This window comes from Comamonas sp. JNW, from assembly GCF_003105075.1.
GTDB classification, from domain to species: domain Bacteria; phylum Pseudomonadota; class Gammaproteobacteria; order Burkholderiales; family Burkholderiaceae_C; genus Comamonas; species Comamonas squillarum.
Map to the genome: position 1 here is coordinate 100,233 of NZ_QETI01000001.1, position 18,652 is coordinate 118,884.

An 18,652-nucleotide genomic window follows, 5' to 3' on the forward strand; every position below is an offset into this window, starting at 1 on the left:
CCTTGCAGTACAGACACCAGTGGCTGGTTAGGAAACGAGATCAGGCCTTGGCGGCAGCGGCCAGCAGGCCGCGTCCCAGCCAGTCATGGGCGTCGGCCACGCCCGGCAGCACATAGAAAAAGCCGCCGCCAATGGGCTTGATGTATTCTTCGAGCGGCTCGCCGTCGAGCCGCTTTTGCACCGTGACAAAGCCCTTTTCCAGATCGGCCTGGTAGCAGATGAACAGCAGGCCCATCTCCAGCTGGCCCGACTTGGTCACGCCATTGGAGTAGTTGAAGGGGCGGCGCAGGATCAGGTTGGCCTCGCTGCCGTGGTTGCGTGGGTTGGCCAGGCGGATATGCGCATCCATCGGCGTCTTCCTGCCTTCGGGGTCGGCCGCATAGTCGGGCGTGTCGTGCTCGGTCTTCTTGCGCGCATCCAGCGGCGCACCGCTGTCCTTGTCACGGCCCATGATGGCCTCTTGCTCGCCCAGCGGCGTGCGGTCCCAGCGCTCGACAAAGTTGCGGATGATGCGCACGGCCTGGTAGCTGCCACCAGCGGCCCAGGCGGGCTCGTCCGACTCGGGCTGCACCCAGACAATGCGGCGCATCATCGCGTCGTCATCGGACTGCGGGTTGGCCGAGCCATCACGGAAGCCCAGAAAGTTGCGCGCGCTCTCAGCGGGCTGGCCCACGGCGGCGGGGATCGGCGGCACCGAGCCCTCCTGCTTCCAGCGCACCATCAGCAGATCGGGCAGGTTCTTGATGATGTCGCGCAGCGCATGGATATTGGTATCGGGCGTGTTGGCGCAGAACTGGATCGACAGATCGCCATGGCAGAGCGCGGCCTGCAGCGCGTCATTGGGGTGCTGCTGCATGGGGGTCAGGCGCTTGGGGCACTGGTTCTTCAGACCAAAGCGGCTATCAAACAGGCTGTGGCCCACGCCGACGGTCACCGTCAGTGCATCGGGCTGCACCACCGGGCCCAAAATGCCCGAGCCGGCCGGCGGCAGCTTGGGATCGAGCACTGGTTGCGCGCCGCCCTGGGTCAGAAAGTGGATGCGCTCGGTCAGGGTTTTGAACAGGCGCTCGAGCTCCGCCTGGTTGCTGGCTAGCACATCAAAGCTGACCAACATGCCGGCCAGCGGCCGGGGCGTGACAATACCGGCCTGGTGCTTGCCGTAGAACGGCACGCGCTGCTGCGACACACTGGTATGCGGCGCATCGGCCACCTGGGTGTTGCCGGGCGAGGCGTCTTCCGCAGCCAGCGCCTGGCGTGCAGGCATGCCCGCCAGCACACCGGCGCCCATGACGCCAGCGGCTTCCCCCAGCCAGCGCCGCCTGGCGGGGTCGGTGCTGCCCGGAGCTGCGGATTGAGACGCGTTCCTGTTCTTGAACAAAGACATGTGGTGCTTTCTGTGTGTTATTTGTAGAAATAGAAGGCGGAAAGTTCAGGGCTGCAAGCCCAGCGCTGCATTGACCTTGGCCATGCTTTGCGATGCCTGGTAGAGCGCCTGGGCCAGGTTCTGGCACTGCACCGGGTTCAGCGCGGTGCCGGCTGTGTCGGCCACTTGGCTGTCATCGGCGGGCACGCCCAGCTCTTGCATGCGCTGGCGCAGCTTGGCCAGGCTGTCTTGCAGCTGCTGGTTCAGGCCCGGGTTGGCATTGGCCAGCACGGGGCCCAGCACTTGCTGGGCCTTGTTGGCCGCAGCCCAGCTGCCGTAGACAAACTGCAGCACGGCCAGGCCCTGCTCGGGCGTGGTCGCCTCGCCAGGAATCAAGGTGGAGGCACGCTCCAGCGCCTTGGCCGCAGCGGCGGCAATCGACTGGGGTTGCAGAGCTGCATCACCCAGGCGCTGGGCCAGTTGCTGCACATCCGTCTGCAAGCTGGTGGCCAGCGGCAGCAGCTGGTCTGCCGCCTCACCCGCTTGCAGGCCAGCAGCAATGCGCTGCAGGCCCACAAAGGCCGGGTCCTTGTCGCGCAGCGCAAAGTCTGCGGCACGCGCATCGATGCGGCCATTCAAATCACCATACTGCACCGCCAGCGGTGCCAGCTTTTGGTACTGGCCACGCCCCAGCGCAGCCAGCTGCTGTGCATCGGCGGGGTAGCCGTCTTGCGGCATCGCACCGGCGTCCAGCGGGTGGGCCAGGCGCTGCTGCAGCGCATCGACCATCTCTTGCAGGCTGGCCGTCTCGGTCAGCATATAGACCTGGTACTCGGCCAGTGCGCCCAGGAAGGCGGTCACCGGCGGCTTGGCCGCCTCGGCCTTGAAGGCGTCCGAGGTCGTCACCGTCAGGCTGCCGCGCGCAGCATTGAGCAGCCCGCAGGTCATCTCGTAGTTGCCAGGCACCAGGCGCGCGCTCAGCTGCTGCGTCATTCCCGGCAGAATGTTCTCGCGCTCTTCGAGCACCATCACGCCGTCCAGAATCTCCCACTCCAGCGCGCGCTGCGATTGGTTGACGATGCGGAAGATCACCTTGCCGGCCGGCACCGTCACCGCATTGGGGGTGCAGGTGCCCTGGTTGATTTCAATGGTCACCACCGGCACGCCATCGGCCGAGGTGGAGCTACCCGCAGCAGCGCCGCTGGCATGCGGCGCGGTCGACGCCTGCCAGAAGGCAGCAGCACCCAGCAGGAACACGACCACACTGCCCAGCACCACCGGGCCCAGCCGGGGCGCAGGCTCGGCAGCGGGCACGGGGGTCGGTGCAGCGGCGGGGGTGGATGCGGCAGGCACGTCGGCCACAGCAGGCGCCACCTTGACCGGCCAGAAAAACATCACCAAGGTCACGGCCAGGTACAGCGCCCAGGCCAGCACTTCGCCGACGACCGGCGCATGCATATAGCCCAGCAGGCCGCCCAGAATCACGCCCAGCGGGCTGTCCTCGGGCAAAACACCACTGCTGTCGAACACGACTTGCTGCAGCTGGTTCCAGACACCGGCCTCATGCAGGCGGCGCACCGCGCCAGCCAGCAGGCCAGCCGCGACCACCAAGATAAAGACGCCGGTGTAGCGGAAGAACTGGCGCAGATTGATGCGCACACCGCCTTTGTAGAGTCCAATGCCCAGCAGCACCGACAGCGCCACGCCGAGGAACGCGCCGGCAGCGGCACTCCAGCCCGAGCTTTGCTGGAAGATGGCGAGCAAGAAGAAGACCGATTCCACCCCTTCGCGTGCCACGGCCAGAAAGACCATGCCGATCAGCGCCCAGCTGGCACTGCCCGAGGTGCTTAGCGCCTTGTCGACCGAGGCCTGCAACTCGCCCTTGATCGAGCGCGAGGCCTTGCGCATCCAGAACACCATGCCCGTCAGCATGCCCACGGCGATAAAACCGACCAGGCCTTCAAACAGCTCCTGCTGCTTTTGCGGAAACTCGGCCGCCATCCACTGCAGCCCAGCGCCGACAAACAGCGACAGGCCCAGCGCAAGAAACACCCCGGCCCAGACGGCGGGCATCAGGCGGGCGCGGCCCGTGTGGCGCAGGAAACTGGCAATGATGCCAACGATCAGCGCGGCCTCGATGCCCTCGCGCAACATAATCAAAAATGGAACCAGCATGTAATGTGTTGCTCAAGCCGGGGGCGCATGCCAAGGGCCGCGCCGCCTGCTGATCTTTCTCAGTTCTGTCGATAAATGCCCAACCGCGCCGAACGGCCCACGGCCAGCCGCAGGCAGACAATGCGGCGATGCAACAAAGGCAGGTGCAGCATGTTAAGACCAAACCGCCGTCGCAGTCAGCGCAACCGAAGGCCGCCTACATGCGGGCACAGCATTTACAAGCAAAAACGCATATCTTATCATCGCGCACATGGCTTTGAAGCTATCAATTAGATAGCATCGGTCATCCAAGAAACACCCATGCCGCCATCATGGCGTAAGGCTGGCTTCAGCCTCGGCTCCTCTCCCGCACCGCACTGGGGTCCTGGCCAGCAGCTAGACGCCCAGCTTTTCAGTCAGGCGCACCAGATCGGCCACTGAGCTCAGCTGCAGCTTGCGCATCGCATTGCTACGCCGCACTTTCACTGTCACTTCACTCAGCTGCAGCTGGTGCGCAATCTGCTTGTTGAGCAGGCCCTGCACCACCAGCCGCACCACGTCGCGCTCGCCTTCGGAGAGCGCCTGCCAGCGGCCATGGCTCTCGGCCCGGTCCGCATCCTGCAGGCGCCGGGCGCGGTCTTGCGCAATGCCGTGGTGGATGGCATCGAGCAGATCCTGGTCCCGAAAAGGTTTGGCCAGAAAGTCGATGGCGCCCTGCTTGATGGCCTTGACGCCCATCGCAATATCGCCGTGTCCGGTGATGAAGACCACGGGCAGCAGCAGGCCCAGGCTCTGCATCTGGCGCTGGAACTCCATGCCGCTTTGCCCGGGCATGCGCACATCGAGCACCAGGCAGGCGGGCGCATCAGCGGGCGGATGCGCCAAAAATTCGGCCGCAGAGGCGAAGGAGCGCACCGGCAAGCCGACAGAGGCGAGCAGATCCTCCAGCGCGGCGCGCACCGAGTGGTCGTCATCGACCACATAGACCATCGCAGCTTCCGTCATGCCGGGCCCTCCTGCGGCGCCACCGGCACGCTGAATGCAAACACCGCCCCACCCTGTACATGGGGCTCCGCCCAGATATGGCCACCATTGCTCTCGACAATGCTGCGGCTGATGCTCAGCCCCACGCCAATGCCCTCATGCTTGGTGGTCCAGAAAGGTTCAAACACCTGCTCCTGCGCACCAGCGGGCAGGCCCGGGCCGCCATCCGATACCCGAAACACCAGCTTGTCCTGCAGCTGCAGCGATTCCACCAGGATGGTGCGGCGCGCTATATCCACCAAGGCCGTGGCCTCCATCGCATTGAGCACCAGATTGGCGATGACCTGCTGGACCTGCACCGGATCGGCCAGCGCCAGGGGAAGCCCAGCGGCCAGATCGGCACGCATCGCGATGTCCAGTCGCTGTATCTCCGCCTGGGACAGCGCCAGCACTTCGCGCACGGCGGCGTTGAAGACAAAGGGCCTGGGGCTGGCGGGTTCGCCCTTGCTGAGCTTGCGCACCCGGCCAATGATGGCGCTGGCCCGGTCGGCATCGCCCAGAATGCGCAAGAGCGCCTGCCGGGCCTTGTCCAGGTTGGGCGGGTCTTGCTCCATCCAGCGCTGGCAGGCATGGCCGCTGGTCACGATCGCTGCCAACGGCTGGTTGAGCTCATGCGCAATCGAGGTGGCCAAGCCCTCCAGGCTGTGGATGCGCGAGATGCGCAAGAGCCTGGCCTGGGCCTCATGGGCGGCCGCGCGCGCCAATTCCGCCCTGCAGGCCAGGTAGCCCGTGATCAGAATGGCCACCGTGCTGATCAGCATATTGATCTGGCCTGCGCGCAGGTCGCCATAGCGGGTGATGAAAAAGCTCAGCCAAGTCAGCGCAATGCAGCTGCCGGTGAGCACCATGAGCCCCCGCAAGGCCAGCACATGGGCCATCGCCACAATGACCACGGTGTAGAACACCGACACCGCCACTTCGTAACGGGTCGCCGTGTCGATCAGAAACAGCAGCACCAGCGCGAGCAGCATCGCCATGACGTGCAGGCCTGGGCGGCGCCAGAGTTGGGGTGGCAGGAACGGGGTCGTCATCAGAAACACGCACACAAAGCGGCGCTGGGTTGCAGGGATCGCAAAAGGCTACCACGTCAACGGCAACGTGGGACCAAAGGCCCCCCACATCAAAAACGGGTGTTCAGTCCAAAAGCCACCCGGCTCACGGTGGTCTGGCTGGCATCCACGGCCGCATCCAGTGCATAGGCACGCCCATGGGCAACAAAGGCATAGACACTGGTGCGCAGCGACAGCGGGTGGATATAGCCCAACGACATCACCTGGCTGGTTTTCGCGCGCGCACCGCTGTCCTGCCAATCCCAGTTGGGCCGCGCCTGGGACCACTGTGCTTGCAGCTCGCCGTGGTTCAGAGGAATGGACACACCCAGATAGAGCGCGTCCAGGCGGCCGCCATCGATGAACTCGATCGGCCCCAGCCCCTTGAGCCCGGCCGCCTGCAAATCCGCCGAACCATCGCCGCCATTGCGCCCGACAAAGCCATTGCGCTGGCGGCTCCAGCCCGCCGCCAGGCGTGCCACACCAAAGTTGTAGCTGGCACCCAGTTGCGCGGCGCTGGGGTGCCGGCCAGCCAAGCCAGCGTGCAAAAGGACGGCATTGGCCTGCTCCCAGCTCGCAGCCAGCAGCCAGGGGCCGTCCTCATAGCGCAGTGCCAAACTGTAGAGCTTGTGGGTGGCGCTGCCCGTCGTGCCTGCGGCTGGCGCGTCACCCGCATCAAAGCTGTAACTGGCGCCCAGCTGTACACCGCCCCACTGCGGGCTGCGCCAGCTGATCTGCTGGGACACCTGGTAGTTGTCCGAGGCCCGCAACAAGGCACCCACGCCAAAGTCGCGCCAGGCCCCCACCTCGATCGCGCTGACAAAGGCCTGGCCCACGGTGTACTGGCGCCCCAGGCGCAGCTCGCCCAGGCTCGCATTGCCCACCCCCACCCAGGACTGGTAGTTGAATGGCCTTGTCGGGTCATCGGGCGCGCCGTGGGCGGCATCCAGGCCGCCTTCCAGCGCAAAGGCGGCGTAGCTGCTGCTACCCAGTGCCTCACGGCCCTGCAGGCCCCAGAGCGAATCGGACTGGCCGCCACTCAGCAGGTTCTTTTGCGTTGGCGCCCCGCTCACCCGGGTCCAGCCGATGGCGGCATCGACCGTGCCATACAGGCGCAGGCTGGTCTGCGCCAGGGCTGGCATTGCGGCTGCGGCGGCCAGTGCGGCTGCACCGCCGGACAGCGTACGGGCCCAAGCCCGGCGGACGGATGGCTGCCGGGGCGGGGCCGAGCGCAAGGCGACCCTGGGAAAAAACAATGGCGACATAGCGGGCTCGGTCATGGCGCGGCCAGGGCGCTGTCGCATCCTGCGACAGGCGCAGCGGCCTGGCTGCTGAAAAAGGGGCAGGTGAAAGATAAAGGGCAAACGGCGGGTGAGGCAATGGCGCAAAAACAACCGATGCAATGGACTTGGTGCTGTCATCGCAATGTGCCCGAGTGCTTGACCATCCAGACAGGGATGGCGGTGAGCACCAATACGGCGAGCAACTGCATCCAGAGCGAGCCCTGCCAGGACAGCTCGGGCATCACCCGAAAATTCTGGCCATACCAGTTGATCAGGGCCGTACCCGGAATAAAGGCCGCCCAGAGCACACTGAATACCTTGGTCACATTCAGGTCGCTCATTGCCACCGTCTCCTCGGCCGCACGGCGGTGGAAGCGCTGGCGATCGAGCATGCAGCGAGCCCGCCGCTGTACGCCCTCGATCTCGGCCAGCAGCGCATCCACATGAATGCTCTGCAGCTGTGATCCCTGCCAAGCACCGCGGCGCAGCTGCATGGCTGCCTGGGCCAGGTCATCGAGCGCCTGCACAACCACCGACAGCGGCCGGTGGAGCATGGACAGATGGCTGTCTACATCGGTCAGGTCTTGGGCACCCCGGGTGCCGGGCGTGCCCACCGTCAACTGGAAGCTCCGCAGCGAGCGCATCGAGGTCGCCAGCCCCTTGTCGATGCCGTCCAGCACCAGACCGGTCTGGCCCAGCAACTGGTGCAGCAGCACCAGCGCGACGGCATGCGCGCTGCCCGCTGGCAAGCCCTGCGCCTTGAAGCGCTCGAGCGCCTGACCCGGGCGCAGCATGCGGTAGCCTGTCTCGACCGTGTAGAGCGCCTGCGCATCCGCAGCCTGGTGCCACAGCAGATCGGCCACCAGCACCCTCCCGTCTTGCACGCGCGCGCATCGGATGCGCATCGCAGCACCCGCACCCCATTGGCGCTGCGCGGTTGTTGGCAGCAGGTCGATGCCATGGCGCCTGCCCAGGTCATCGAGCGCCTGGGGGCTGGCGGCATGCAGGCGCGTCCATAGAGACAAGGTTTGATCCCACGTCATCGCATCCACCCCTTGCGTTTGATGTAGGCCAGCGGCACCAGCGCGAACAGGCCTGTCAGCCCCATGACCATCCACTCCCCCCAAGGCAGCGCCAGCTCGGGCATGTAGGCAAAGTTCTGCCCGTAAAACGCAGCGACCAGGGTGGGAGGTGTGAAAACAGCGGTGACCACGGTGAACACCTTGATCACCTGGTTCTGCTTGATATCGAGGGTCGTCATCAGTGACTGCTGCAGGTTGCGGATCTTGTCATGCTGAAACCGGGCATAGCGCCGCAGGCTGTGGATGTCCGACAGCAGCACCGGCAAGCGCGGCCCCCAGTGTGCATCGCCTGCCGCGCGCCGCAGCCAACGGCCCGCACGCGCCAGCATCAACTGCCCCTCAACCGCCTTGGCCACCAGCTCCTCGGCCTCACCCAGTGCCATGGCGGTGCTGGCGATATCCGCCACCCCTGCCTGGCGCTTGGCGGTGTCAAACCCGCCGCTGGCCGCGGCCACGGCATCGCTGCGCTCGTCCAGGCGCGCGGCGATATCGCGCAAGCTGGCATGGGCCGCGTCGTTGAGTGCGTCGAGCATGCAGAACATCGCTGTGCAGGGGTCGAGGGCGCAGCCATCGCCCATGGACGCGAGCAGTTGCTCGCCAGCCTGGTCCAGGGCATGCATGCGCGGGCCCTGCTCCACGCTGATGAGCCGCTCCTTGCCGAGCGCAAAAAGCACGACCGTCTCCCGGAACGCCTCGTCCTGGAGCAGGACCAGCTCCACAGGGATGACGATAAAGTCACCTTCCTGCGTTGCCGCCCGGCCGCGCTCCCAGGACAGGTTGAGCCTATGCAGACGCTGCGCAGCCGCCAGCGACTCGCCCTGCTGGGCGTTGAGGCGCAGCCAGCCGGCCTGGGCCAGGCGGGCGTCTATGAGGCCACCGGCCGCGTGGCAGTGGATACGTGCCTCGCTCATCGCTGCACCTCACTGGCGGTCGGCGCGGGTTCAGCGGCTTGGTTGGCCCTGTCCTGCTGGTCCAGCACATAGCCCCCATACAGATGCAGCGCGGCAAAGCTGCCCAGGATGAGTGCATACAGCACGATCACCGCGATCATGATTTCGCGCTCAATCTGCGCGGTACGCGGGCGGCTGGCACGTGCCTCGTTGATCGCCTGGCGGCGCTGCGATGCGGCCTGGCTAGCATCTTGCAAGCTCAGGTCGGCATTCCACACCAGGCCTTCGAGTTGGCGGTTGAGCGTGGTGTAGCTAAAGCTGATTTTGTCAGTCGTTGGCGGCATCAGAAATACTCCAGGTAGGGGGTCACCAGACTTCGCACTGCTTCTTGTGGCAAGCAGAAATGTGGTCTTTGCAATGGCATCGCTGCGCTCAACGCAGCCAGCCGCGGTGTTTGACATAGAGCAGCGGCAGCAGCGCCAACCCAGCCGTCAGGGCGATGGTGAAGGGCTCGCCGTATTGCCACTCAAGGATCGGCATGCGGGCAACGTTCATGCTGTAGTAGGTAGAGATCAGCATCGCGGGCAGGAACACGGCCGTCACGACGGAGAACACCTTGACGATCTGGTTTTGTTTGACGTTCAGCGCCATGTTGTTGGTGGTCTGGAGCAGGCGCACCCGGTCATGCACAAAGCTCACATGCTCCTCCACGGCCTCGATGTCTTCGATCAAGGTGCTAAGCAGCGGCTGGAGTGGCGCATCAGCTAGGGGCATCCGCGCCAGCGCATGGCGGGCCGCCAGCGCCAGCTGCAGCTGGCTCTCCAGGCAATCGGACAGCAGCTCTTCGACCTCGCCCAGGTCCAGCTGCGCTGCCACCACATCGCTTACGCCAAAATCGCGGTCCCGCGCCTCCAGGCTGCCCAGCACCGCGTTGGTCTGCACCAGCACGCGCCCCAGATCGCTGTTGAGCGAGTCCAGCAACGCATCGGTCGCATCATTGATGGCCTGCAGGACCAGCACAAAACTCTCGAATGCCCGCGCTCCATGGCCTTGGCGTTGCATCCTGGCTTGCGCCATCTCCAGCGCCTGGGGTGCGTCGCTGGGCTCCAGAGAAAGGAGCATGTCCCGGCCAAGCACAAAAATGACGCGACTGGCTCTCTTGCAGCCTTGCTCCACGCCTAAAAACGTGATCGCAAAGTAGCTGAACTCGCCATCCTGGCTCAGGTTGCGTTGCAGGCCGTAGGCTATGTCCAGCCCCAGGCTTTGCTTGATGTCTGCCAGCTTGCCAGGCTCATCGGCACGGATCCGCAGCCACTGGGGCACAGCGTCCCCGTTGGCATCGGCAGCGGGTTGGAACAGGTGGGAGCTACGCTGCATACTCATGGCGACGGCTCCTGCACGGATGCATCGGATGTGAGAGAACGCGCGCTTTCGTAAAAGCCCGCGTGCGAGCCCGAGGTGGACGAGGTCTTGGTATCCCGGTGGTAGTTGCCAAAATGCAAAGCTGCCACGGCAAGCAACAAGATGCCCCAGGTAAGACCCAGCATCGACAAGGACAGGCGCTCATAGCGTGACCAGTGCCGGGGCCGCTGCGGCGGCACTGCAAAGGGGCGGCGTGCAGGCCGGCTCCAGACGAGGCCATGGAGGGCCCGCTCGGTGTTGACCGGCAGTGGTAATCCACCGGGCGACGGGTATTGGGAAGATGGCATGGTGCATCCTGGTTGGCGCAGCCCTGCCCGGCCCTGGCGCGCAAAAGCGCGTGCCAGGGGCTGGCGGGATAGCGGGTTGGCAAGAAAAGGCCTGCAGGCGCCGCGTGTGGCAACGCGCAGCGCAGGTGCTAACGGCGGGCGCTCGCGGCGGACCGGTCTGCGGGCAAATCGGCCCGTGGGCCCCCTAGCCAGCACAGCGCGCGGGAGCGGCCCGAGGGCCGGGAAGCCGTCAACCTGGCTGGGCGGTCAAGGCCCTGCAGGCGCTGACGGGCAACCCGGCTCAAGAGGGCGACCACCCGTGCCCGGTCAGCGGTGGGCAGCATTGCCAGTGCATCGGCTGCCACCGGGCCGGAGAGGCCCGACAGCGCCTGGGCGAATGGCTTGTCGCCCTGGGATGCCAGAAAGGCGGGCAGCACCGAAGAGGCGTCAGACGCCACAGCGGCCCGGATGACGCGCTGCAAAAGCGCGGTGGATGGGGAGTGAAAAAACAGCATGAGAAGGTCCTTGGGGCAGCGCCTCGCCAAGGCCTCTCATGCATTCAGGCGCGAGATGGACTTAGGGCGATGGCCCGATAGGGGGTGGTGTGCACTGCAAAGGGAGGCGGCGCTTGCAGCAGCGCATGTCAGGCTCAGGATCGGGGTCCATGGCTTTTCTCCAGGTCAAAAGTTCTGCGGATGCCCATGTCGTGCTTCAACAACTGAGGTGCGCATCGGCGGCAATCGTCGGGCGCTTACATGGACCGGGGCGGAGCGTCATCGCTGTGCGACAGTGCAGGTCTTTCGCGACGACAAAAAGAATTCTCGCAGGCTGGCGCGCCAATCGCCACTGGTCTTTGGGGTAGATGCCGCCGCCATTGGGATGGGGGCGATATACGAAGGTATATGGCGCCAACACATGCCGGCCTCCAACCCGACAGCAAATAAAAAAAACCGGCAGCCCTCACGGGTCTGCCGGTTGCGCAAAAACAGCCTGGGCGGCATCAGCCAGCCCGGGCATGGGCCTTATCAGCCCAGTGCAGCCACCGCTGCGTTGAAGGTGCTGCTGGGGCGCATCACGGCGTCCAGCTTGGCGGCGTCAGGCTGGTAGTAGCCGCCGATGTCAGCAGGCTTGCCTTGCACGTCCTTGAGTTCGGCCACGATCTTGGCTTCATTCTCGGCCAGGCTCTTGGCCAGGGGCGCAAACTTGGCTGCCAGTTCGGCATCGGTCGTTTGCGCGGCCAGGGCCTGGGCCCAGTACAGCGCGATGTAGAACTGCGAGCCACGGTTGTCCAGCTCACCGGTGCGGCGCGATGGCGACTTGTTCTCGTCGAGCAGCTTGCCGGTGGCCTGGTCCAGGGTCTGGGCCAGCAGCTTGGCGCGCTCGTTGTTGTTCTTGATGCCCAGCTCTTCGAAGGACACGGCCAGCGCCAGGAACTCTCCCAGCGAATCCCAGCGCAGGTGGTTTTCTTCCACCAGCTGCTCGACATGCTTGGGGGCCGAGCCGCCAGCGCCGGTTTCGTACAGACCGCCGCCTTGCATCAGCGGCACCACCGACAGCATCTTGGCCGAGGTGCCCAGCTCCAGAATCGGGAACAGGTCGGTCAGGTAGTCACGCAGGATGTTGCCGGTCACCGAGATGGTGTCCAGGCCACGGGCTGCGCGCTCCAGCGTGAAGCGCATCGCGCGCACTTGCGACAGGATGTGGATGTCCAGGCCGTTCGTGTCGTGGTCCTTCAGGTAGGTTTGCACCTTCTTGATCAGCTCGGCTTCGTGTGGGCGGTACGGATCCAGCCAGAACACGGCAGGCATGCCGGAGTTGCGGGCGCGGGTGACAGCCAGCTTGACCCAGTCGCGGATTGGGGCATCCTTGACCTGGCACATGCGCCAGATGTCGCCCTGCTCCACGTTCTGGCTCATCAGCACTTCGCCGGTGGCGATGTCCACGATGTTGGCCACGCCGTCTTCGCTGATCTCGAAGGTCTTGTCGTGCGAGCCGTATTCCTCGGCCTTTTGCGCCATCAGGCCCACGTTGGGCACGGTGCCCATGGTCTTGGGGTCGAAGTTGCCGTGCCACTTGCAGAAGTTGATCACTTCCTGGTAGATGCGGGCAAAGGTCGACTCAGGCATCACGGCCTTGCAGTCGTAAGGCTTGCCATCGGCGCCCCACATCTTGCCGCCGGCGCGGATCATCGCAGGCATCGATGCGTCCACGATCACGTCGTTGGGCGAATGGAAGTTGGTGATGCCCTTGGCAGAGTCCACCATCGCCAGCGCTGGGCGGCCTTCCTGGCACTTGTGCAGGTCGCGGATGATTTCTTCGCGTTGCGAGGCAGGCAGGGTTTCAATCTTTTCGTACAGATTGGCCATGCCGTTGTTGACGTTCACGCCCAGCTGATCGAACAGCTTGCCGTGCTTCTCGAACGCTTCCTTGTAGAAAATGCGCACGCAGTGGCCAAACACGATGGGGTGGGACACCTTCATCATCGTGGCCTTGACGTGCAGCGAGAACAAAATGCCCGACTGCTTGCAGTCTTCGATTTCCTTTTCGTAGAAAGCCAGCAGGGCCTTCTTGCTCATGAACATCGAGTCGACCACTTCGGCGTCCTGCAGCTTGACCTTGTCCTTGAGCACCACGGTCTTGCCGGACTTGGTCTCCAGCACCATCTTGACTTCGCGGGCCTTGTCCAGGGTCATGGACTTTTCGCCGTGGTAGAAGTCGCCCTCTTCCATGTGCGAGACATGGGTTTGCGACCACTGCTTCCACTCGCCCATCGAGTGGGGGTGCTTCTTGGCGTAGTTCTTCACGGCCAGCGGTGCGCGGCGGTCGGAGTTGCCTTCGCGCAGCACGGGATTCACTGCCGAGCCGATGCACTTGCTATAGCGCGCCTTGATGTCTTTTTCTGCGTCGTTGGCAGGGCTGTCTGGGTAGTCAGGCAGCTTGTAGCCGTGGTCTTGCAGTTCCTTGATCGCTTCTTGCAGCTGGCCCACCGATGCGGAAATATTGGGCAGCTTGATGATGTTGGCATCTGGCGTCAAGGTCAGCTTGCCCAGGTCGGCCAGGTTGTTGGGCACGCGCTGTGCTTCGGTCAGAAACTCAGGGAATTCACCCAGAATGCGGGCTGCCAGCGAAATATCACTCTCGGCCACATTGATGCCAGCGGCGCTCGCAAAGCTGCGAACAACTGGCAAGAACGCTGCGGTCGCCAGACGAGGCGCTTCGTCGGTCAGGGTGTAGATGATGGTGGGTTGCTGGGTAGTCATCTGGTCTTTCAAGTGGCAAAAGTTCTGATGTGCGTCGCGCCCTGGCCTGTCTCCACGGCCCAGGGCGCGCCCGCGTAAACTCCGTCATGATGGACCGCTCGCCAGTCGTTGGGAAGCCTGTCCGTCAAATGTTGCAATGCAATATCACAATACGGAATTCAACACCAAGGATTGTCGCTGCTTTTTAAGTCTTATACAAGAGTTGGCGCAGCGAATTGTTGAGCCATAGCACGCAGCTGCCGCAAAATACGGTGTCAATGCCCGTTATGCCAGCGCCGCACGACAGCGCTGTGAAACCCCAGCCCGCTCTTTGCTTTGCGCTTTTGATCCTTTTTCCCGCTGTCCCCGCCATGACCACGCCCCTGTCCTCCGCCCTCACCTTGCACGAAGCCGATGTGCAGTGGACGGCCATCCGCGCCCAGGGGCCCGGTGGGCAGAACGTCAACAAGGTCAGCTGCGCCATCCACCTGCGCTTTGATGTGCGCGCCTCGCGCCTGCCCGAGCCCGTGCAGACCCGTTTGCTCGCGCTGGCCGATTCGCGCATCACCCAGGATGGGGTGGTCGTCATCAAGGCGCAGAGCTACCGCACCCAGGAGCAAAACCTCTGGGATGCGCTTGAGCGCCTCAACGCGCTGGTCGCCAGCGTGGCGGTGGAGCCGCGCAAGCGCCGCGCCACCAAACCCACCTGGGGCTCGCAGCAGCGCCGCCTGCAAAGCAAAAGCCTGCGTGCCAATGTCAAAGCCCAGCGCGGCCGGGTGCGGGATTGACCATGCACCGCGCCCACTGGCGAAGGGCCGGTGATAATAAGAAGTAATCTCATTGGCCAACGCCTGTATTTTCATGAATGTGCGACGCAGCATCCTGATCGTCGATGACCACCAAAGCATCCGCGACCCTCTTGCCACTTTCATGCGCCGCTATGACTTCGATGTCGACACCGCCGGTGATGGCCTCGCCATGCGGCAGCTGCTCAAGGAGCACCGCTACGACCTCATCATCCTGGACGTGATGCTGCCCGGCGAGGACGGCCTGTCGCTGTGCGGCTTTGTGGCCGAGCACATCGGCACCCCCGTCATCTTGCTGACCGCAATGACCGACCAGGCCGACCGGGTGGCGGGCCTGGAGATTGGTGCTGATGACTATGTGCTCAAGCCCTTTGACCCGCGTGAGCTGGTGGCCCGGGTGCGCAGCGTGCTGCGGCGCGGTGCCCGCAGACGGGCAGACGATGCGGCGCAAACGGCTGCTGCGCCAGAAGCCTTGACAGAAAAGCGCTACACCTTTGAAGGCTGGTCCTTTGACCTCGCCACGCGCGAGCTGCAGGACCCCGGCCTCAGCCCCGTGCCGCTGACCACCGCAGAGTTCCATCTGCTGCGCGCGCTGCTGGAGAACTCCAACCGCGTGCTCAGCCGCCAGCAATTGATGGACCTCACCCAGCGCGAAGGCGCCGCATTTTTTGACCGCAGCATCGACACCCAGATCAGCCGCCTGCGCAAGAAGCTCGAATCGGACCCGCGCCAGCCCCGCATGCTCAAGACCGTGCGCGGCGACGGCTACCTGCTGGCGGCCAGAAACATCCGCCTGGCGCCATGAAGCTGCTGCCGCGCACCTTGGCCGGCCAGTTGCTCGCGCTGTTGCTGCTGGCCCTGGTCGTCGCCCACCTGGTCGCCGTCTTGCTGCTGACCTGGCTGCGCCAGGACAGTGACGTGGTCCACCCGCTGTCGGCCCACACCATCGAGACCCGGGTCACCGCCGCCTACCGCGCGCTGGAGAGCAGCCCTGAATCGGCCCAGCGCCTGGTGCAAAGCATCAGCCTGCCCGATTCGCAGTTCCGCATCCGAGCGCGCCCCTTTGACGACGGCCAACCCGTTAGCGAGCAGGAAGCCAAGCTCACCGCCAGGCTGCAAGAGCGCCTGGGCCTGGATGCGGGCGCCAACGCTGCAGACCCGCCGGTGCGCATCCATCTGCGCATGCGCTCGCCGTTGGCCGCCAGCCAGGCCGGCGATGTGGACCAGGACATCCTCGCGCTGCTGAGCCCGGCGTTCGAAGAAGATGGCAGCTGGATGCTGCATGTCGATGTGCGCCTGCCCGATGGCCAGTGGCTCAGCAGCTGGCACCTGCCCACCATGCTGCTCAGCCACTGGAGCCGGGTGCTGAGTTTTTCCATCCCCGTGGGCATGCTGCCCATCATCGTCATTGCGGTGCTGTTTGGCCGGCGCATCATGCAGCCGCTGCGCATGCTCACCGAGGCGGCCCAGCGCATCAGCCGGGGCGAGCGCTCCGCGCACCTGCCGCTGTCCGGGCCCGAAGGCGTGCGCGAAATCATCGAAGCCTTCAACGAGATGCAGGACCGCTTGCTCGGCGTCGTCAACGACCGCACCCGCATGGTCGCCGCCATTGGCCACGACCTGCGCACCCCCCTCACCTCGCTGCGCATCCGCGCCGAGCTGGTGGACGATGACGAGCTGCGCCAGGCGATGGTGAGCACCATCAACGAGATGCACAGCATGGTCGAAGAAATCCTGCACTTTGCCCAGGACGACGCGATGCGCGAAACCACCCAGCCGGTAGACCTGGATGCGCTCGTCGGCGAAGTCGTCGAGCAGCAGCGTAGCCTGGGCCGCCAGGTGGACTGGACGCCGCCCCCCAGCATCAGCTACCGCTGCCGCCCGGCCCACCTCAAGCGCGCCCTCGCCAACCTGATCGACAATGCCGCGCGCTATGGCCGTGTGCAAGTCCAGATGACCGTGCCGGATGCTGCTGACCCTGGCACGGCGCGCAGCTTGCGCATGGAAATCGAAGACGAAGGCCCCGGCATTGCGCCGCAGGACATGGAGCGGGCCTTTCGGCCCTTTAGCCGGCTGGAGGTCGCCCGCAACGGGGAGACGGGTGGCTTTGGGTTGGGGCTGGCGATTGCGCGCTCATGCGTGCGGGCGCATGGGGGCGAGTTGAAGCTGCATAACCGCAGCGAGGGTGGGTTAAGGGCGGTGATTGAGTTGCCGGCTTGAGGCCCTGTCAAAGCCAGCACTCCAGGCGCCGAAGAGATCAGCACATCGCTTGACACTCAGGCGACAACAGGGCGACAACAGGGCGACACAGCGCGTACAGAACTATCGAATTTCAACACGGCGTCGCTAAAGGCCTTTCGCAAAACTGTCTGACGTAGAGCACACACTATCCCAGGCAGTCTGCTGTCTTCTCTTCTATGTCCACCGAATGCGCCCCACGTATTTGGCCTTAATGCTGTTCATTTAAGAGCACAACAGCCATCAAGGAACCAAACAGACAATGGACACATTTTGTCACCATCATTACAATAAGCAGACGAGTGACAACAAAGTTCAATACACGATCTCTGGGCACCTAGAAGCCTAGAATCTCGACCGCCAAGCGCGCCGCTTAGTCATGCGGTTGCGCATCGCGTAGATATTCCAACAGAAAGTCATATTGTGAAGTTCCACGTTTCTTCAAACATGCCCGGGGGTAAGGGTATCCATGCAGCTGTGCTCCCCTCGGCAACCGGACTGTTCATTGCGTTTGCTGGGCTGTTGTCGTCATTCAACGTGCAGGCACAAGCGGCACTGCCCACGGTGTCATGCAGTTCGTCATCGGACGCTTTTAGCACTGGACATGACGCGTCAACCGGTGGCGCTTTGGCCCAAGGCGCCGCAGAGCCATCGTGGAAATTCGCGTTTGCAGGCAGGCCGGTCACCAACCCTTCGATCGCGTTGAGCGCAATACCTGAAGCCAGCTGGGGGCCCCTCACGGTCTATTGGACATCGCCCTGGAGCACGTCGCCCTACGCCAATGCCAATTGGGTTTCGCCAATGGGCTTTAGTGGTGCGGCCTCCCAACGCTGGGGCTATTACCGGTACCAGTTCAACCTGGACCCTGCGGTCAATCCGGCGGATCTGTCGGTGCAGTTGTCCTACCTGGTGGATGATGTCGCGACAGAGATCTATGTCAACGGCGTCGCCCAAAGCACTTACGCACCGGTCATCAGCCCGGGCTCGACATTTTCCACGCCACCCGTCTCGCGCACCTTGACGCAGGACTGGAAACCCGGCTTGAACGAAATCGTTTTTCAGGTTCTGGACTATGGCTGGGTGACCGGTTTGCTGGTGCAGGCTGAGCCCACGGCTGTGTGCAATCCCACGACGGTCGACATCACCAAAACCGCCAGTGCGAGCCAAGTCAACGTAGGCGGCACATTCAGCTACGACATTGTGCTGACCAACCAAGGCTCGCAAGATGCCACTGTTGCGCAACTGACAGACACCCCACCCGCTGATATCACCCTGAACGCATGGGCCTGCACGGCAGCCAATGGGGCGAGCTGCCCTGTCCCCAGCAGCGGCACCGGTCCTCTCAACCTCAGCAATCTGGCTTTGCCACCCGCCGCGACAGCAGGAGGGGCTGGCGGACAGCTGACGTTCACCCTCCAAGCCAGCGTTAACGCCAATGCAACGCCAGGCTCGCTGACGAACACGGTCCAAGCGACGCCAGACGCCGCAACCACACAGTGCTCTGCAGCGTCTGGGGGCGCGGCTGCCGCTCAATGCGCGGCATCGGCCAGCATCACCGTCGTCAAGCCTGTCACGCCCGAGCCGGCAGCGCCTACCCCTGTGCCCGCAGATGCTCCGTGGGCTTTGTTGGCCTTGGGCGGATTGCTGGCGGCCTTGGGAGCGCGCAAAGTGCGGTCTCAGGGTTCTGTGTAACGTCGGCACCTTCTTGCCCGTCACGCCCCTTCAGCCAACGCTGTGGGGGCGTTTCCGTTTCTTTCGCGAGCAGCAGCCCCGCAGATGAAGCACACGCTGCCTGTCCTCAATCTAACAGCACGTA

General features: G+C 64.2%; 16 protein-coding genes. 4 read left to right on the forward strand and 12 right to left on the reverse strand.

Annotated features, from left to right (window positions below):
• Positions 1-40: 40 nt before the first annotated feature.
• The 12 genes from efeB to DCO45_RS00535 all read right to left on the reverse strand — a co-directional run bounded on the left by efeB (position 41) and on the right by DCO45_RS00535 (position 13,813).
• Positions 41-1,384: an iron uptake transporter deferrochelatase/peroxidase subunit gene (gene efeB, locus DCO45_RS00480; RefSeq protein WP_116924016.1), complete on the reverse strand. Its 1,344-nt coding sequence runs from the start codon at positions 1,382-1,384 to the stop codon at positions 41-43.
• Positions 1,385-1,429: 45 nt separating this feature from the next.
• The gene (gene efeU / locus DCO45_RS00485) at positions 1,430-3,538 is read right to left on the reverse strand and encodes an iron uptake transporter permease EfeU (protein WP_116924017.1); all 2,109 of its coding nucleotides are present in this window, start codon (positions 3,536-3,538) and stop codon (positions 1,430-1,432) included.
• 375 nt (positions 3,539-3,913) lie between these two features.
• Complete coding sequence (locus tag DCO45_RS00490; RefSeq protein WP_116924018.1) at positions 3,914-4,522, reverse strand: response regulator transcription factor; 609 nt, start codon at positions 4,520-4,522, stop codon at positions 3,914-3,916.
• Positions 4,519-5,592 carry an ATP-binding protein gene (locus DCO45_RS00495; RefSeq protein ID WP_116924457.1) on the reverse strand — a complete coding sequence of 358 codons (1,074 nt, stop codon included), beginning with the start codon at positions 5,590-5,592 and terminating at the stop codon, positions 4,519-4,521. The genes DCO45_RS00490 and DCO45_RS00495 overlap by 4 nt, the downstream gene beginning before the upstream one ends.
• An 89-nt stretch (positions 5,593-5,681) precedes the next feature.
• On the reverse strand, positions 5,682-6,875 hold the full coding sequence (locus DCO45_RS00500) for a porin (protein ID WP_165841086.1): 1,194 nt from the start codon (positions 6,873-6,875) through the stop codon (positions 5,682-5,684).
• A 152-nt stretch (positions 6,876-7,027) separates the two neighbouring features.
• Entirely contained in the window at positions 7,028-7,936 is a 909-nt protein-coding gene (locus tag DCO45_RS00505) for a CorA family divalent cation transporter (RefSeq protein ID WP_116924020.1), read from the reverse strand.
• Positions 7,933-8,886 carry a CorA family divalent cation transporter gene (locus DCO45_RS00510; RefSeq protein ID WP_116924021.1) on the reverse strand — a complete coding sequence of 318 codons (954 nt, stop codon included), beginning with the start codon at positions 8,884-8,886 and terminating at the stop codon, positions 7,933-7,935. The genes DCO45_RS00505 and DCO45_RS00510 overlap by 4 nt, the downstream gene beginning before the upstream one ends.
• On the reverse strand, positions 8,883-9,209 hold the full coding sequence (locus tag DCO45_RS00515) for a hypothetical protein (RefSeq protein ID WP_207788031.1): 327 nt from the start codon (positions 9,207-9,209) through the stop codon (positions 8,883-8,885). Before DCO45_RS00515 ends, DCO45_RS00510 begins: the two co-directional genes overlap by 4 nt.
• A gap of 88 nt (positions 9,210-9,297) precedes the next feature.
• A complete protein-coding gene (locus DCO45_RS00520; RefSeq protein ID WP_243419198.1) occupies positions 9,298-10,248 on the reverse strand; it encodes a CorA family divalent cation transporter in 951 nt (316 codons plus the stop codon).
• Complete coding sequence (locus tag DCO45_RS00525; RefSeq protein ID WP_198424322.1) at positions 10,245-10,574, reverse strand: hypothetical protein; 330 nt, start codon at positions 10,572-10,574, stop codon at positions 10,245-10,247. The genes DCO45_RS00520 and DCO45_RS00525 overlap by 4 nt, the downstream gene beginning before the upstream one ends.
• Positions 10,575-10,702: 128 nt before the next feature.
• Positions 10,703-11,068: a hypothetical protein gene (locus DCO45_RS00530; RefSeq protein ID WP_116924023.1), complete on the reverse strand. Its 366-nt coding sequence runs from the start codon at positions 11,066-11,068 to the stop codon at positions 10,703-10,705.
• 510 nt (positions 11,069-11,578) lie between these two features.
• A complete protein-coding gene (locus DCO45_RS00535) occupies positions 11,579-13,813 on the reverse strand; it encodes an NADP-dependent isocitrate dehydrogenase (protein ID WP_116924459.1) in 2,235 nt (744 codons plus the stop codon).
• A gap of 350 nt (positions 13,814-14,163) precedes the next feature.
• Here DCO45_RS00535 and arfB point away from each other — a divergent pair, with 350 nt between their 5' ends.
• The 4 genes from arfB to DCO45_RS00555 all read left to right on the forward strand — a co-directional run bounded on the left by arfB (position 14,164) and on the right by DCO45_RS00555 (position 18,528).
• Positions 14,164-14,580, forward strand: coding sequence for an alternative ribosome rescue aminoacyl-tRNA hydrolase ArfB (gene arfB / locus DCO45_RS00540; protein ID WP_116924024.1), 417 nt, complete (start codon positions 14,164-14,166; stop codon positions 14,578-14,580).
• 73 nt (positions 14,581-14,653) lie between these two features.
• Positions 14,654-15,403, forward strand: coding sequence for a response regulator transcription factor (locus DCO45_RS00545; protein WP_116924025.1), 750 nt, complete (start codon positions 14,654-14,656; stop codon positions 15,401-15,403).
• Positions 15,400-16,818 (forward strand): ATP-binding protein, encoded by a 1,419-nt coding sequence (locus tag DCO45_RS00550; RefSeq protein ID WP_116924026.1) that lies wholly within the window; start codon positions 15,400-15,402, stop codon positions 16,816-16,818. Before DCO45_RS00545 ends, DCO45_RS00550 begins: the two co-directional genes overlap by 4 nt.
• A gap of 441 nt (positions 16,819-17,259) precedes the next feature.
• Positions 17,260-18,528 (forward strand): DUF11 domain-containing protein, encoded by a 1,269-nt coding sequence (locus tag DCO45_RS00555; RefSeq protein WP_133247958.1) that lies wholly within the window; start codon positions 17,260-17,262, stop codon positions 18,526-18,528.
• Positions 18,529-18,652 lie beyond the last annotated feature (124 nt).